General features: G+C 38.4%; 13 protein-coding genes. 5 read left to right on the top strand and 8 right to left on the bottom strand.

The features are described from left to right. Positions 1-7: 7 nt before the first annotated feature. Both feoB and ACH6EI_RS19965 read right to left on the bottom strand, forming a co-directional pair. A complete protein-coding gene (gene feoB, locus ACH6EI_RS19970) occupies positions 8-1,978 on the bottom strand; it encodes a ferrous iron transport protein B (protein WP_098113719.1) in 1,971 nt (656 codons plus the stop codon). Continuing rightward, positions 1,975-2,202: a FeoA family protein gene (locus tag ACH6EI_RS19965; RefSeq protein WP_025749730.1), complete on the bottom strand. Its 228-nt coding sequence runs from the start codon at positions 2,200-2,202 to the stop codon at positions 1,975-1,977. Before ACH6EI_RS19965 ends, feoB begins: the two co-directional genes overlap by 4 nt. A gap of 178 nt (positions 2,203-2,380) precedes the next feature. Between ACH6EI_RS19965 and ACH6EI_RS19960 the strand changes: the two genes are divergently transcribed. The 3 genes from ACH6EI_RS19960 (at position 2,381) to ACH6EI_RS19950 (ending at position 6,340) form a co-directional block, all read left to right on the top strand. Beyond that, positions 2,381-2,866 (top strand): GNAT family N-acetyltransferase, encoded by a 486-nt coding sequence (locus ACH6EI_RS19960; protein ID WP_013081920.1) that lies wholly within the window; start codon positions 2,381-2,383, stop codon positions 2,864-2,866. A 191-nt stretch (positions 2,867-3,057) separates the two neighbouring features. Next, a complete protein-coding gene (locus ACH6EI_RS19955; protein ID WP_108674399.1) occupies positions 3,058-5,391 on the top strand; it encodes a YhgE/Pip domain-containing protein in 2,334 nt (777 codons plus the stop codon). 97 nt (positions 5,392-5,488) lie between these two features. After that, positions 5,489-6,340 carry a class I SAM-dependent methyltransferase gene (locus tag ACH6EI_RS19950; RefSeq protein WP_108674400.1) on the top strand — a complete coding sequence of 284 codons (852 nt, stop codon included), beginning with the start codon at positions 5,489-5,491 and terminating at the stop codon, positions 6,338-6,340. A 58-nt stretch (positions 6,341-6,398) separates the two neighbouring features. Here ACH6EI_RS19950 and rpoN read toward each other — a convergent pair whose 3' ends face one another. Both rpoN and ACH6EI_RS19940 read right to left on the bottom strand, forming a co-directional pair. Next, positions 6,399-7,733: an RNA polymerase factor sigma-54 gene (gene rpoN, locus ACH6EI_RS19945; RefSeq protein ID WP_108674401.1), complete on the bottom strand. Its 1,335-nt coding sequence runs from the start codon at positions 7,731-7,733 to the stop codon at positions 6,399-6,401. A 213-nt stretch (positions 7,734-7,946) separates the two neighbouring features. After that, positions 7,947-8,294 carry a winged helix-turn-helix transcriptional regulator gene (locus ACH6EI_RS19940; protein ID WP_014461394.1) on the bottom strand — a complete coding sequence of 116 codons (348 nt, stop codon included), beginning with the start codon at positions 8,292-8,294 and terminating at the stop codon, positions 7,947-7,949. 163 nt (positions 8,295-8,457) lie between these two features. On the opposite strand from ACH6EI_RS19940, the gene ACH6EI_RS19935 reads away from it, so the two are divergent. Next, a complete protein-coding gene (locus ACH6EI_RS19935; protein WP_108674402.1) occupies positions 8,458-9,441 on the top strand; it encodes a zinc-binding dehydrogenase in 984 nt (327 codons plus the stop codon). A 119-nt stretch (positions 9,442-9,560) separates the two neighbouring features. Here the strand turns inward: ACH6EI_RS19935 and ACH6EI_RS19930 are convergent, their stop codons facing one another. Both ACH6EI_RS19930 and ACH6EI_RS19925 read right to left on the bottom strand, forming a co-directional pair. Beyond that, the gene (locus ACH6EI_RS19930; RefSeq protein WP_028412166.1) at positions 9,561-11,345 is read right to left on the bottom strand and encodes an ABC transporter ATP-binding protein; all 1,785 of its coding nucleotides are present in this window, start codon (positions 11,343-11,345) and stop codon (positions 9,561-9,563) included. A 16-nt stretch (positions 11,346-11,361) separates the two neighbouring features. Further along, positions 11,362-13,104, bottom strand: a complete 1,743-nt coding sequence (locus ACH6EI_RS19925; protein WP_098999783.1) for an ABC transporter ATP-binding protein — start codon at positions 13,102-13,104, stop codon at positions 11,362-11,364. 126 nt (positions 13,105-13,230) lie between these two features. Here ACH6EI_RS19925 and ACH6EI_RS19920 point away from each other — a divergent pair, with 126 nt between their 5' ends. Further along, entirely contained in the window at positions 13,231-13,716 is a 486-nt protein-coding gene (locus ACH6EI_RS19920) for a DUF6985 domain-containing protein (RefSeq protein WP_028412168.1), read from the top strand. Between the two features lie 40 nt (positions 13,717-13,756). On the opposite strand, the gene ACH6EI_RS19915 is transcribed toward ACH6EI_RS19920, so the two are convergent. Together ACH6EI_RS19915 and ACH6EI_RS19910 are read right to left on the bottom strand one after the other, a co-directional pair. Then, positions 13,757-15,307, bottom strand: a complete 1,551-nt coding sequence (locus ACH6EI_RS19915; protein ID WP_028412169.1) for a solute symporter family protein — start codon at positions 15,305-15,307, stop codon at positions 13,757-13,759. Between the two features lie 16 nt (positions 15,308-15,323). Then, entirely contained in the window at positions 15,324-15,659 is a 336-nt protein-coding gene (locus tag ACH6EI_RS19910; protein WP_033579473.1) for a DUF485 domain-containing protein, read from the bottom strand. Positions 15,660-16,146 lie beyond the last annotated feature (487 nt).

Below are 16,146 nucleotides of genomic sequence, written 5' to 3'. Positions count from 1 at the left end.
ACTCCTTTTAAGAAAAACCAAGTACTTTTCCAATAGTGTGTACAAGCAAAGCTACGAGATAAGCGACAACCAAAGGGTAGGCCACAGCAAATGCTGTCCATTTTAATGAGCCGGTTTCTCGTCGAATAACAGCGACGGTTGCTAGACACGGAACATAAAGAAGAACAAACACCATAAACGTATAGGCTGTTAGCGGTGTAAAGAATGTCTTCATTGTGTCGCCAAGCTGTCCTTCTTGTACTTTATAAATGATGCTCATAGTTGAAACAACCACTTCTTTCGCTAGGAAGCCTGTAATCAGTGATGCTACAGCTTGCCATGTCGCAAAACCTAAAGGGATAAATAGAGGAGCGATAGCACCTCCAATAATAGCCATAAAGCTATTTTCCATATCTACTCCAAAACCGCCAGGGCCAGCGTAAGATGATAGCCAGATAAATACAGAGCCAGCTAAAATAACCGTACCTGCTTTTCGGACGAAATTTCGGCCTTTTTCCCACGTGCTTCTCCAAAGAGTCTTGGCTTGAGGTACGCGGTAAGGAGGAAGTTCAACAATAAAAGTTGATTGTTCGTCTTTAAGAAGCGTTACTGATAAAATTTTCGTTACAACAAGTGCTAAAATAATGCCAAGCAAGTACATAGAAAACACCACAGCTGCTCCGTTTTGCACAAAAAAAGCACCTACAAACAAAGCGTATACAGGAAGACGTGCTGAGCAGCTCATAAATGGATTGACTAAAATGGTCATAAGGCGCTCTTTTCGCTGTTCAATTGTACGCGCGGCCATAATCCCCGGTACGTTACATCCAAAGCTAATAATCATCGGAATAAATGCTTTTCCGTTCAAACCGAAAAATTCCATTATACGATCCATTACTACAGCGATTCTAGCCATGTATCCTGAATCTTCAAGCAGTGAAATGAAAAAGAACAGGACAAAAATTTGTGGTACAAATACTAGTACGCCGCCTACTCCTGCAATAATGCCATCCACAATTAAATCGTGAATAAATGGAGCAGCACCAGCTGCATTTAAAAGAGAATCAGCGCCTTCACTAAGCGTTCCGCCAAAGAAGCCGTCCAGTTTATCAGAAAGCGGAACGCCAATCCACGTAAACGTAATATTAAAAATCAAATACATTAAGCCAAGAAAAATAGGGAGACCAAGCCACTTATGCGTCACAATTCGATCGATTCGATCCGTGAAAGTTAAAGGTGTTTCGCTGCCCTTTATGATACACTCGCTCGAAATGCGTTCAATAAATGCTGTACGCACGTCGAAGAAATGCTCACTAAGCGGCTTGTTTATTTTTTGTGCAGCGGCTTTTCGAAGCTCAAGCAGCTCTGAGTAACTCGTTTTTTCTTTTAATGTTGATTCGATTACGCTATTTTCCGCTAAGAATTGAATGGCAATCCATCTGCTGACGTCCGCTTTTGTTTGAATCATATGAATTGCTTGTTCAGCGGTTTCCCCATAATTTAATTGAAATGAAGGGGCTTTTAAATCTTGCTTCAAAGTAGAGAGCAGCTCATTAATTCCTTTTCCATTACGGGCAATAATCGCTGAAACCGGAATATGTAATGATTTGCTAAGCTTCTCCAAATTAAAAGTCAATCCGCGTTTTTCCGCTACATCAATCATATTTAAGCCGATTACTAATGGCTTTCCATATTCCAATGCTTGAATAGTGAGATGCATGCTTCTTTCAAACTGAGAAGCGTCTACAATATTCAGCATACTGTTAAATTCTCCGGTTAACAAAAAGTTAGTTACCACTGCTTCATCTGAAGAAAGAGGAGTAAAGTCATACACACCCGGCAAATCAACCAGCTGGCTGTTTTGCTTTTTAATAGATCCAACTTTCTTTTCAACGGTTACACCGCTCCAGTTTCCTACGTATTCATAGGAATCTGTTAATATATTGAATAAAGAAGTTTTTCCTGTGTTTGGATTTCCTAAAAGTGCAATTGTACTCATGCTGTCTCAACCTCAATTTTGGCCGCATCGCGTTTTCGGATGCTAATCATTTGACCTTGACATTCAATAATACAAGGTCCTCCTAAGATGGTTTTTTGCTTCATGCATAGTTCGCAGCCTTTTTTTACTCCAAAAGAAAGAAGGCGGCGTTCTAATGATCTATCTAAAAATTCAATGTTTTTAACTTTTACTTTGTCGCCAATACTCACGGTAGTTAAATTCATCATTCAGCACTCCTGTTAATGATAATCATTTTCAATTTGTATCTATCTCGATTATACATAAGGTTCTAAAATCAATCAATGCTTCTAGAGCGTTACAATTAAAAATATATATTTATAACTATATTTTTCAGGTGAAATTATGTACGATTTTAGCAGTAAATTGTCAGGAGGGATGTGAGTGGAGGTAATCATTCGCAAAATGAGAAAAGAAGATATTACGTCTGTTCAATACGTCGCAAAGATGAGTTGGTATGATACATATGAAGGAATTATTCCTAGAAGCGTTCAGAATCGGTTTCTTTCAGAAGCATACTCCAATAAAAGGCTGCTGTGGCGCTTGCGTAATTCGTTCATTTATGTAGCAACGATTGATGAGAAAATCGTAGGATACGCTAACTTTTTCCGACTACAAAACAGAGGGGAAATAGAACTAGGATCTATCTATATACTGCCTGCTTATCAAGGAAAAGGAATCGGTTCGCAATTGTTAGAAAAAGGAATGAAGCGCTCGAAGGAATTAAAAATCGTTTACATTAACGTAGAAAGGGAAAACGGAATAGGCCGTGCATTTTATCAATCAAAAGGTTTCCAGCTTGTGGATGAATTTGATGATGAATTTGACGGGCATTTATTAAGAACGATGCGAATGAAACTCATGATTTAAGCCTGATATTTAGTGTGAACGTTATCTTAAAAAGCTGATTTTAAACTTTCTGCTAAAATCAGCTTTTAATTACAGAATAACGATTGACCTTATTCTTGTGAATATGGTAACATTAATCAGAACTTCATGACCGAAAATGTTTTTCGGTCAAACAGTCAGGCGGAAGTAAGGATTATTGGAGGCTAAAAAACATGAATATGATTAAAGGAGAATGGAAAAAAATCTTTTCCAAACCAATGACTATTGTTGTGATTTGCGGATTGTTATTTGTTCCATTACTTTATAATGTCATCTTTTTATCTGCTTACTGGGATCCATATGGAAAAACAGATCAAATTCCAGTTGCAGTGGTAAATGAAGATAAAGGTGCTACATTAGATGGAAAGAAATTGAATGTTGGTCGTGATTTTGTTGATGATTTAAAGAAAAACGATAAATTTGACTGGAAATTTACGAACAAAGAAAAAGCGTTAGAAGGCTTAAAAAATGAGGACTACTACTTAGTTTTGGAAATTCCAAAGAATTTCTCCAAAAATGCAACAACATTAATGGATGAGAATCCTAAAAAAATGAAATTTATCTACCATACAAATGCCGGAAAGAACTATTCAGGCGCTCAAATTAGCTCAAATGCAGTAGCTAAAATCAATGATCAGATTAAAGAAGCAGTCACAAAGCAGTATGCTGAAACGGTATTTGACAGCTTTAAGCAAGTAGCGGACGGTCTTCAAAAAGCAAGTGACGGTGCAGGAGAGCTAGAAGATGGCTCGAAAACGCTGCGAGATAACATGAAGAAACTAGCAGACAGCACGGTTACGTTTGAAGACGGTACAGCTAAATTAGCAAGCGGGTTAACGGATGCACGAAAAGGAGCAACAGATTTAAATGCTGGTGCAGCTAAGCTACTAAACGGTGCGGACACAATTAATGAAAACTTAGGCAGTCTAAACAGCGGTTTAGGGAAGCTAGAGAATGGAAGCAGTCAATTATATAGTGCTTCTAGTCAATTAGAAACTGGAGCTGTTGGTGTTCGAGATGGGTTGTCAAAGCTACAAAGTGCAACCAAACAACTTAATGATGGAACACAGACACTTCAAGGAAAGCTTCCGCAGTTCACGAGCGGCTTAAACCAAGTGGATGCTGAAGTGAGCAGCGTTACGCAGCAAATTAATCAAGCGGAACAGGAAATTACGCAGATTAAACAGCAGGTAGATTCAAAAAAAGCGGAGTTTGAACAGCAGCAGCAAGCTCTCATTGACAGCATTAACAGCAACGAATCCATTCCCGATGAGCAAAAACAAACGCTGATTGCAGGAATTAAAAAGCTGACGTCTCAGCAGTTTATGGATGAACAGCAGCAAAAAGCAGAGCAGCTAAAAGCAAAAGTAGATAAAGTGCAAGAGTTATCTGCGGCGCTGCAAAAGCTTTCTAAAGGCGGAGAAGATATCCAAAGCGCAATTAATAAAATTGCTGACGGACAAAGTCAGCTGTACGATGGACAAACGAAAGTATATAACGGTGCTGTTAAACTAGCAGACGGAGAAAAGCAGTTCAACAGTAAATTTGCAGAGCTAAACAGCGGTATAGCTGACGCTCATACAGGGGCTGGAAAGCTTGCTGACGGGCAGCAGCAACTTGTGGATGGGCTTAAGAAGTCTGAACAAGGAAGTGCAGCGCTAGCAAATGGTTTAACGCAGCTAGAAAACGGGGCAACCAAATTAGCAAATGGTTCTAAAGAGTTAACAAATGGTTCATCCAAACTATATGACGGTTCATCTAAATTATCAGATGGAACAAGCGAGCTTCATTCATCTTTAGCGGACGGTGCAAAAGATGCAAAAGATGTTAAAGCAGATGATAAAACATACAGCATGTTTTCAAATCCAACGGATTTAAAATCAGATAAACAAAACAACGTAGATAAGTACGGTGTCGGATTAGCTCCATACATCTTATGTATTGGCTTGTTTGCGGGAACATTAATGTTTTCAGCGGTGTACCCAATGAAAGAGCCATCAATTCGACCGACATCAGGTATTTCGTGGTTCTTAAGTAAGTTTAGTGTCATCACTATTGTAGGTATGCTGCAAGCAGCGATTGCTGTTACAGCTCTTCTTTGGGGCTTGCATTTAAACGTAACAAGCATTTGGCACTTCTATATCTTTACCATGATTACAGGTGTAACGTTCTTTACACTGATCTTGTTCTTAACAACAGGGTTAGGAAAAGTAGGGCAGTATTTAGCCTTTATTATTCTGCTGCTTCAAATTGGCGGCAGTGCAGGTACATTCCCTAAAGCACTTGTGCCGGAATTCTTCCAGGCAATCAATCCATACTTGCCTATGACCTATGCAATTCGCGGTTTCCGTGAAATTATTTCAATTGGTGATGATTTCGGCTATGTATGGCATCAGGCTGGCGTACTTGGAATTTTTGCAGCAATCTTCATCACTCTTTCATTGATAATGTTTTATATCAATGCCAGAAAAGAGAAGCATCACACAGAGGAAGAGGCAGCAGCCTAATTTAACTAATAGAAAAAGAGAGTTCCAGTTTAAAAAGGAACTCTCTTTTTCTTTATGTTAGTATAGGTTTACGTATAAAAGAGGGGAATGTGAATGCATGCAGCTTACAAAATTTGCGGTGTATGAAAGTGATCGTGTGAAAAAGTGGCAGGAAGGGCTGAAAGAATGGGACGGTTCAATATCGGAACGGATGATAAATGACAAAGCTGAAGATGAATTTTGGCAGCAATATCTAGAAAAAATGTCTTTTGATTCAGAAAATGATCCTGTAGTGAAACAGCTTCAGCAAGAACTTCTTGCTTTTTTGAATCCAAGTGACTCTGTCATGGAAATTGGCCCTGGGTGGGGAAATTATACGTTTTCAATTGCGGATTATGTAAAAGAACTTACGTGTATGGATTGTTCGCCAAGCATCATCGGCTACTTACAAAAACAATCAAATGCCCGCTCTAATCTAAAGTTTATAGGAGGTAAATGGGAGTATGAGCGTCTAACAGATAACTATGACGTGGTAGTAGGAATAAACTGTTTTTACCGTATGCATAACATTGTCGATGGTCTCTTAAATATGAATGATTCGGCTAATCGTTTGGCGGTTATTGGCATGTCAACGGGTCCAGAAAAGCCTCATTACGTAGAGTTACATAGAAAACTTGGGTACGAGATTAAATGGCGTCGTAAGGAATATATTGACTTACTAAATATTTTATATGAACTGGGTATTTACGCAGATTGTAAGCTGGTTCCTATAACCAAAACGATAACCTATGAGACGTACGAAGATCTCATCAAGAAGAACTCGACCAAGGTACTTTCTAAAGATATTGACAAGTTAGAAACTGAGAAGATTATTTTACAGCATGTAAAGAAAATAAATGACACATATGAATATACGTATCAATATCATATGGCTTTTATTTATTGGAAACCGATAAAAAGAACCCGTTGATTTTTATTCAACGGGTTCTTTTTAGTAGTGATAAAGCTGTGGTTTAGGATAAGTAATATTAAAATCGTCGCCGCTTAGAAGAACTTTCAATTCCTGCTTCTTCACGGTATTTAGCTACTGTTCTTCTTGAAATTTGAATTCCTTCGCTGGAAAGAAGAGACATGAGCTTTTGATCTGAAAGAGGCTTTAATTTATTTTCTTCGGCAATTAATGTTTTAATTTTCTCTTTTATAAAGGCGGTAGAATTGCTTTGTTCTCCATCGGTTCTCTCTAAAGAATTAGTGAAAAAGTATTTTAGTTCAAACAGTCCGCGCGGCGTTTGAATATACTTTCCGTTAGTCGCACGGCTTACCGTTGATTCATGACAGTCTACTTTTTGAGCAATATCTTTTAAGGTAAGCGGCTTTAGCCCCGAAATACCCATTTCAAAAAAAGCTTGCTGATGTTCCACAATGGCTTTAGACACGTTGTAAATCGTCGCATTACGCTGCTCAATACTATTGATTAGCCAAGTAGCTTCATGGATTTTTTCCTGTACGTATCGATCGGTTGTTACGCATGCAGAGTGATGAACCAGTTTTTGGTAGGTGCTGTTAATTTCGATGGGCGGAAGCAGCTCGCTATGAAGAATAACATGATAGCGGCCGTCAATTTTTTGTACCGTTACATCAGGCGAAATGTACTTCGTAAGCGGGACGTGGAAATCTCCTGCTGGACGAGGATTCAATGTCCGCAAGCAGTCAACAATTTCTTGTACTTCGCGCATCGAAATAGAGTATTTTTTTGAAATGTTCCGATATTTTTTGTTAGCAATATCTTCAATATCGTGTTTCACCACCTCGTATAAAAGAGGAGGCTTTGACTTTTTGGCCTTAATTTGAATAAGCAGTGAATCGACAAAGTTTTGAGCGCCCACTCCGATTGGATCAAAGCTTTGTAAAACGTGAATCATATCGTTGACTTCGTCAATTGAAACGTTAAGCAGTTCGGCTGCCAATTTTGGTTCAATTGCTAAAAAGCCGTTTTTATTTAAGTTTCCAATTAGAAATTGAACGATGTGTTTTTGGTGTGAGTGTAAATGATTTAGCATAGAAAGCTGCTCTAATAAATGGCTCTCTAATGTCACAGTTTGATCGGATATATAATTAAACGGATTATACTCGTCATCGGTGTGACCTTTTGAATATGAACGCTGTTCTCGAGTGTTAAATGAATTTTTTTGCTGAGAATCGCCAGCAGACAGTTTAATTACAGGATTTTCATTGACTTGCTCATGAAGATAATGAACTAAATCGGCCGTAGAATAATTTAAAATGTTGATAGACTGACGTAATTCAGGTGTCATGGCCAATTTTAATAGTTGTTTTTGAGATAAATCTAAACCTAATTGCATCATTGAATCACCTATCATTCTTGAGTTTTATTTCGACAATTCTGGCTGCATCGTTCGACATCATCATATATGAAAATGCGAAAGAATTCTATAGTGTTGTCAGATGTTCTTACACAAGGGCGACTCATAAGAAAGAGTAGGGAAATAGATAAAACAACCGAATAGCTCTTCCCAGCAGCTATTCGGTTATTTTAACAAAGCTGCTAGGAGAACTTAGCTGCAATTTGGGGTGTTTCCCATTCTTCTATCTCCCCATGCGCACATCATATTTAAAATTTCTCGTAAGGTTTCGCCTTCTTCACTGAGTGAGTACTCTACTTTAGGAGGAACTTCATTGTATACTTTTCTATTAACTACACCGTCTTTTTCTAATTCTTTTAGCTGTTGAGACAGCATTTTTTTAGTAATAGCAGGCATAGCTCGCTGAAGTTCGCTAAAACGTTTTTCGCCTTCTTTTAAGAGGCATAAAATAACGACTTTCCATTTCCCGCCGATTACTTCAAGTGTTGCTTCAACAGGTACATTATAGTGGGGTGCTTTCACCGCTAATCCTCCATTCATAAACAGATATGAAATATGGATATAATAATTTAATATCCATAGACCTAGGTTACCGGGAAGGTACCTGGTTACATGAAAGTGCCGTCTTTTGTAAACAACATGTATTTATTATACTGAAAAAGAACTTTTAATTGAAGGAAGAAATGTAGAAGGGGAGATCTTGATGAAAGCTTTACTGCTAGAAGGCAAAGGGAAAGTAAGTGAGATGAAAGTCGGAAATATCCAAAAGCCGCATCCAGCTAAAGGTGAAATTTTAGTTAAAATTAAAGCTACTGCCTTGAACCCTGTAGATTATAAAACAGGAAACGGCGGTAATCCCAGTTGGACATACCCTCACGTATTAGGACTTGATTCAGCTGGCGTTGTCGAGGAAGTGGGAGAAGAAGTCACAACTGTCAAAATCGGAGACCGCGTTGTATATCATAGCGATTTATCAAAAAAAGGCGGGTTTGCACAGTACGGAGTGACAACAGCTCATACGGTTTCCCTTATTCCACAAGGAGTTTCATTTGAAGACGCTGCAGCTATTCCATGTGCGGGGTATACAGCATATCAAGCATTGTTTCACAAAATGAACGCTTCAAAAGGACAAACGATTTTAATTCACGCAGGTGCTGGAGGGGTTGGAGGGTTTGCCATTCAGCTTGCTAAAAATGCAGGTCTTACAGTGCTTACAACCGCATCTTCTGCCAATCATGAGTTTGTAAAAAGTTTAGGTGCTGACTATGCAATCGACTACCGTAAAGAAGATTTTGTGAAAAAAGTGCTGGAGCTTACCGATGGACTCGGTGTAGATTTAGTCTTGGATACAGTTGGGCGTGACAATGCAGACGAGTCGGTAAAGGCTCTTGCTTTTAATGGTCAAATTGCATTTATCGCAGGACCTCCTAATGTAAATGATGCGATTTCGTTTGCGCATCCACTATCGTTTCATCAAGTTGCATTAGGAAGCGTACATCAGTCTAATAACGTAAAAGAACAGCAAAAACTTGCGGAGATGGGAAATAAAATGCTTTTGCTTTTACAAGAAAATAAGCTGAATGCTCTTGTGGAAAAAGTCATTTCACTAGACGAAGTGCCGGCAGCTTTAGATGAACTGGCGACTCGTCGAGTAAAAGGGAAAATTGTAGCTGTGATAGATAAATGATAGAGCGAAAAAGAGCTTGAGACAAAAGTATTTTAGTTGAAGTAAAAAACGAACTATTGATCAATAGTTCGTTTTCTCGTCTTTAGATTGGATTGGGTTAAGTTATGTTCCAGCCTCTTTTAAATCGTAAACTGCTGCGTATAGAGCTTGTGGTAAAAACCTTGTTTCTCTAATAGCTCGTGATGATTTCCTTTTTCAATAATCTGTCCGTCTTTTAAGACAAGAATTTGATTTGCATTTTCAATCGTTTTGAGACGGTGGGCAATTACAAAGCTTGTTTTTCCTTTTAATAGATTACTCATTCCTTTTTGAATATCAATTTCTGTTTTTGTATCAATATTGGAAGTAGCTTCGTCTAAAATTAAAATATCACAGTCAGAGAGCATGGCTCGGGCAATCGATAAGAGCTGCTTTTGACCTTCACTTAAATTTCCTCCACCGGCTGAAATCACGGTATCGTATTGCTGCGGCAGGTGCTTGATAAAAGAATGAGCATTTGCCATTTTTGCTGCGCTTTTCACTTCTTCATCGCTGGCATCTAACCGGCCGAATCGAATGTTATCCGCAATCGTACCGGAAAATAAATAGGTATCCTGAAGAACAATGCCAATTCGATTTCGTAAATCATGGATGTTATAGTCACTGATGGAACGGCCGTCAATTTTAATGTCTCCGTTTGCGATGTCATAAAATCGTGTGAGCAAGTTAATGATTGTTGTTTTACCAGAACCTGTAGGACCGACCAAAGCAACCATTTCACCTTTTTTTGCTGTAAGTGTAACATTTTTTAAAATCATTTTTTCGTCAGTATAGCCAAATGATACGTTCTCAAAAGCAACGTCTCCTGCAAATTTTGTAACAGAAAGAGCGTTTGGCTTGTTTGTGACGTCCGGCTGCTCATCCATAATCGCAAACACGCGCTCTGCGCCGGCAATAGCCGAAAGAATAGTGTTTACTAAGTTTGCCATTTGACTGATTGGGCGAGAGAACTGACGTGAGTAGTTAACAAATGAAGCGATCATCCCAACTGTAACGCTACCTTGAACAGCCATAAATGCTCCTGCTCCAATCACTAGTGCTAAGCCTAAGTTGTTAATAAAGTTTGTGACAGGACCTAAAAAGCCTGAAAATGTTTCTGCTTTTGTTGCTGAACTTCTCAGCTGTTCATTTCGTTCATTAAAAACAGTTAAAAAATCTTTTTCCTTACTAAAAAGCGTAACAACTTCTCCTCCAGAGATTGCTTCTTCTACAAAGCCGTTTAGCTCACCTAAGTCTTTTTGGCGTTTGACAAAATTTTCACTGCTTCGTTTTAATATTTGTCGAACGATTATAACCATTAATGGAATAACAATCAGTGTGATAATGGCAAGAATCCAGTTGAGCGAGAACATCGCAATGGTAATACCGACTAGAGATAAAATAGAGGACAGAGCCTGAATAACGCTTTGACTCAGAGCGTTATTCAGGTTATCAATATCATTCGTAACCCGGCTCATTAACTCTCCGTGAGCTCGCTTATCAAAAAAGCGAAGAGAGAGAGTTTGAAGCTTTGCAAATAAATCTTGGCGGAGCATTCCGATGGTCGTAAACGAAACGTTTACCATTAAATAGGTTTGCAGCCATGTTAACAAAGATGTCGTAATGTAAATTCCTGCAAGAGTGAGTGACATTCGTATCGTTCCGCTGATATCTTTGGGAATAATATGCTCGTCAATAATAACCCCAATTAAATAAGGGCCTAATAAATTAAGCAGGGAAGTCACAATAACTAAGATGATCGCAGCCACAAGCGGAGGCTTTCGTTTCCCCATATATGACCAGATTCTATATAGTGTTTTTTTCGCATTCTTTGGCTTCACTACAGGACCCTTCATCATGCCTCTAGGGCCGCGAATAGAGCTCATTTGATTTTTACCTTGATTATTCACTAGGCAACACCTCTTTTCCGCCTTGTGCTAGATAAATGTCGTAATAAAGAGAGTGGTGACGAAGCAATTCTTCATGAGTCCCTTGTTCAGCAATTTTGCCTTCATCCATGACGATAATATGATCAGCGTGAAGAAGAGACGAAATTTTAGACGCAATAATAATGACGGTCGCATCGGAAAACTCTTCTTTTAAATGTGTTAGTACCTGCGCTTCTGAGACAGCATCCAACGCGGAAGTTGCATCATCAATGACCAATATAGCAGGCTTTCTAACAAATGCACGCGCGATTGAAAGACGCTGCTTTTGCCCTCCTGATAAGTTGGTTGCTCCTCGCGTTAAAGGATACTCATATTTTTCTGGGAGTTTTTCAATAAACTCCGTTGCGCATGCGAAAGCTGCAGCATCTTCAATTTCTGAGGAAGAAGCATGATTGTTTCCCATTCGAATATTCATATCAATCGTTCCGGTAAACAGTGTAGCTTTTTGAGGAATAAACCCAATGGATGAGCGAAGCTCTTTTACGTCATAGTTTGTCAGATTTTTTCCATCTACAAAAATTCCGCCGCCATCAGGATCATATAAGCGCGAAATAAGTTTTGCAAGCGTCGATTTTCCGCTTCCAGTAGAGCCGATAATGCCAATAGTTTCCCCGTGTTTAGCAGTAAATGAAATATCTTTTAATACGTTTTCGCCATTTTTACTGTAGCTGTATGTAACGTTTTGAAACGATAGATCACCTTTAAGTCTGTTGATTTGAGCAGCAGAGTTTGCTGGAGGAATGTCTATTTTTGTTTTTAAAACAGAATCGATTCGTTCAGCTGAAGGGAATGCACGTGTAATTTGCATCAGCACCATGCTGCTTGACATAAGTCCGTTTAAAATAATCGTTAAGTAATTAATAAAAGCTAAAATCACACCTGCTTCAATTTTTCCTGCTTCAACTTGAAGTCCACCCAGCCATAGAGTAGCTACCATGCCGATATTTACTACAAATAAAATAACGGGCATTAAAAGCGAAATAAGCTGAACAGCACTCATATTAGCTTGCGTCAAGGAGCTGTTTGCTTCTTTAAACTGATTGATTTCATATGATTCTCTTACATACGCTTTTACTACGCGCATCCCTGATAAATTTTCTTGGACTTTTGTGTTTACACGATCAACGCTTCGCTGAACTTTTTTGAAAAGTTTTCCGGCTTTCGTGATCACAAACCAAATGCATAAAAATAAAATAGGGACGACCACGACGATAATAGGAAACAAAGAACGAGCGGTTAATAACACGATCACAATACTTCCTGCAAAAAGTAAAGGTCCTCTAACTAATACTTTTAGCGTCATATTCAATGCGTTTTGAACACTCGTTACATCATTTGTCATGACAGTGATTAAGTGACCAGTCCCTAGTTTATCTCTGTTGCTGTTTGAGAGGTTTTCAATCTTTTCAAAAAGCGATTTTCGAATATCGGTAGAAAAATTTACTGCTGCTTTTGTGCTAAGGATGGCGCAGACGATACCAGCAGCTAAGCCAATGATTGCTAACATAAGCATAAGGATACTTCGGGTGATAACATATGTTTGATTGTTGTTTGCAATGCCATAATCAATGATATGCTGCATAATAGTAGGCTGAAGAAGGTCAGCTAACACTTCAATGACCATCAATAGCGGGGCAAACAGCGCGAGCCATTTGTAAGGTTTTAAGTAAGGGTATAAAGATTTAATTGTATTCACACATTGTGGCACTCCTTTCTGTAAAAAATATGGTAACATAGAATAAGTTTAGAAGTTTGTTTCAAGCACCATTTATTATACGCCAATGCAAGCAGAAATCCACTTTTTGAGAGGGTCAGGTATGCAATGAATCAAACATTACGAGTACATCATCCACTTTTTGGATCTTTGTTATATGACTCGGCCTGGGTTGGAGAAAAACAGGTCACTTTCTTTGGACAACAACAACATGTGTTGCTGACAATTGATGGAGATAAAGAGAAGCCATTTCAAAAACGGCAAGAAGAGGCTTTTCAAGCATTTTGGCTTCAAAGCGAATTATTGTTAAAGAGGACGGAAAAAGCTCTTTTTGATTATTATCAACAGGTGCGAGATGAATACAGAACTCAAGTTGAAAAAGACGTGGTAGACTTATTAGTTCCGAATGTAAAAAAGCGAAAAGACATCGGTTTTTTAGTTGAGTGTATTCAAATCTTTGTTCCTGAAGCACCCCATGATACAAGAGAAGTTGGTTTGTTTTTTGAATGTACGTGGGAAGAAGAGCATATGTTAGCTGTAAAGTTTAGAAATGAACAAATTGCCGCTATTGGCTTACAAGAAGATTTATTCTAGTAAAAAGCCTTGAAGCAACCTGCTTCAAGGCTTTTTGGCATTAATGTTTGACAGGCTCTTCGATTCCCATACCTGTATTTGCTTTTACTAAAATCTCATCAAATTTCTTTTCGTCTGCTTTTTTAGACGAAAGAAGTGTTCCTATAAAAGCAGCTAAGAAGCCTAGAGGAATGGAGATAATACCAGGGTTTGTTAATGTGATGAGCGGCTCACCTACAAAGATAGCAGCTCCAGGCTCAGGTGCCCACACGTTTGGACTAATGGCAACTAAAAACAGTGAGCTGAATAGTCCAACCAGCATGCCAGTGACTGCTCCTGCTGTATTAAAACGTTTCCAAAAAATAGTAAGAAGAATAATTGGCAAGTTAGCACTCGCTGCTACGGCAAATGCAAGTGCAACTAAAAATGCTACGTTCATGTTTTGAGCAAATAATGCAAGAATAATAGATAGAATGGATACCCCAATAGAAGCCCATCGTGCAGCCACTACCTGTTCTTTTTCAGTTGCAGCCCCTTTACGGAGAATATGACTATAAAAGTCGTGAGCGAATGCTGAAGCTGCTGAGAGCACCAGCCCAGCTACAACAGCTAAAATCGTAGCAAAAGCTACAGCTGAGACAAACGCAAAGAGAAAGTCTCCGCCAAGAACTTGAGCGAGCAGGGGAGCTGCCATGTTTCCTGCTGCATTTGCTTTGATAATATCATCGTACCCTACGAATGCAGCAGCACCGAACCCTAAAAAGATTGTCATAATGTAAAAAACGCCAATGATCCACGTTGCATAAATAACAGACTTTCGTGCGGTGATGGCATCTTTTACTGTAAAGAAACGAATAAGGATATGAGGAAGGCCTGCTGTACCAAGAACAAGAGCTAAATTCAACGAAATCATGTCCAGCGGATTTTTGAATTTATTTCCTGGATTTAAAAATCCGTCGCCAAGAGGAGTTGCGGTTTTCATCTCAGAAAACATTTTAGCAAAGCTAAAATCAAATTTTGAAAATACAATAATGGAAATAATGAACGTACCAATCATGAGAAGCAAGGCTTTGACAATCTGCACCCAGCTGGTCGCCGTCATGCCTCCAAATACAACGTAAACCGTCATCAACACGCCGACAATCAAGACAGAATACACGTAATCTAGACCAAGTAATAAATGAATTAATGCTCCTGCTCCAACAAGCTGAGCAATCATATAAAAAATGGAAATGGTGATCGTGTTTAATGCGGCAACTCCCCGCACTTTCTTTTCGTTAAAACGAGCTGCTATCATATCTGCCATCGTGTACTTTCCTAAGTTGCGAAGTGGTTCAGCTACAATGTATAACACGACGAGATAGGCAACTAAAAAGCCGATGCTGTAAAAAAAACCGTCAAATCCAGAAAGCGCTACCATTCCAGCTATGCCTAAAAATGACGCAGCAGACATATAATCTCCGGCAATCGCCATGCCGTTTTGCCAGCCGGTTAAACTTCCATCTGCTGTATAAAAGTCACTGGTCGTTTTTGTTCGCTTGGATGCCGCATACGTAATGATTAGCGTAAGACCTACAATAGCTAAAAAAAGTGAGAAAGCTAGTACGTTCATTCATTTAACCCCCTATTCAATTTGCAGCTTCTTTTTTTATCGTGTCAACAAGTTCATCAAATTTCGAGGCTCTTTTTGTGTATAAAATGCATAGGGCCCAAGTCATAACAAACTGTGCAAAAGCAAATACCCACGCCCAAGTCATAGAAGCAAAAGCTGGTTTGTTTAAGACGGTTGTGTAAGCCGTTAAGATGGGCAAGGTAAAATAAAAAGCAAGAAAAAACAGAGAGAGCGGTAAAATAAAATTGCGTTTTTGTTTCAAAAGTTTTTGAAATGAAGCAGACTGTACAATTTCTGTGTAATCAGGAGAGGAAGAAGCATTGTTTACCTTCTTTAAAGAATTTTCATTCATCGCCAAGCGGAATTCCCCCTTTGATAATAAATAGATGAAGCAAAAAGCTCCATATCACTTGAATTATATTATTTTCGGAATAAAAAGTAAATTCTGTCTTTTTGTGAGAATGGTAACTTTGGAAGTTTTTTAATATACTAAAGCTTCAAACTAAATGCATACTGCCATAATAAAAAACGAACAACATTCAATATAAAGGAGAAATCGTTCACAATAGAAATGTTGAAATTAACCCTTAGTTTCTTTTACATATAAGGCTTTTCTTTATTATCTAAACGTTATTTTTTTGTTTGATCTTTTGAAAAATAAAAGAAGATGATGATAAAATCATAAGCACACAATAATGTTAGATAGGAAACAGGTGAAGAAAGTACGCTATTATTTAGAGATGGTTATAAATAGACAAGATATTATGAAAGATTTCTATATGAATGATATTTTTTCTTTATAGTTAACAAACAATGTGACTACTTATATAAAAGAGAAA

It is taken from the genome of Priestia sp. JSM ZJ58, from assembly GCF_044383985.1.
GTDB lineage: Bacteria > Bacillota > Bacilli > Bacillales > Bacillaceae_H > Priestia > Priestia zanthoxyli.
The sequence above is the reverse complement of the archived record's forward strand: the minus strand, read 5'-3'. Positions and strand labels throughout refer to the sequence as shown.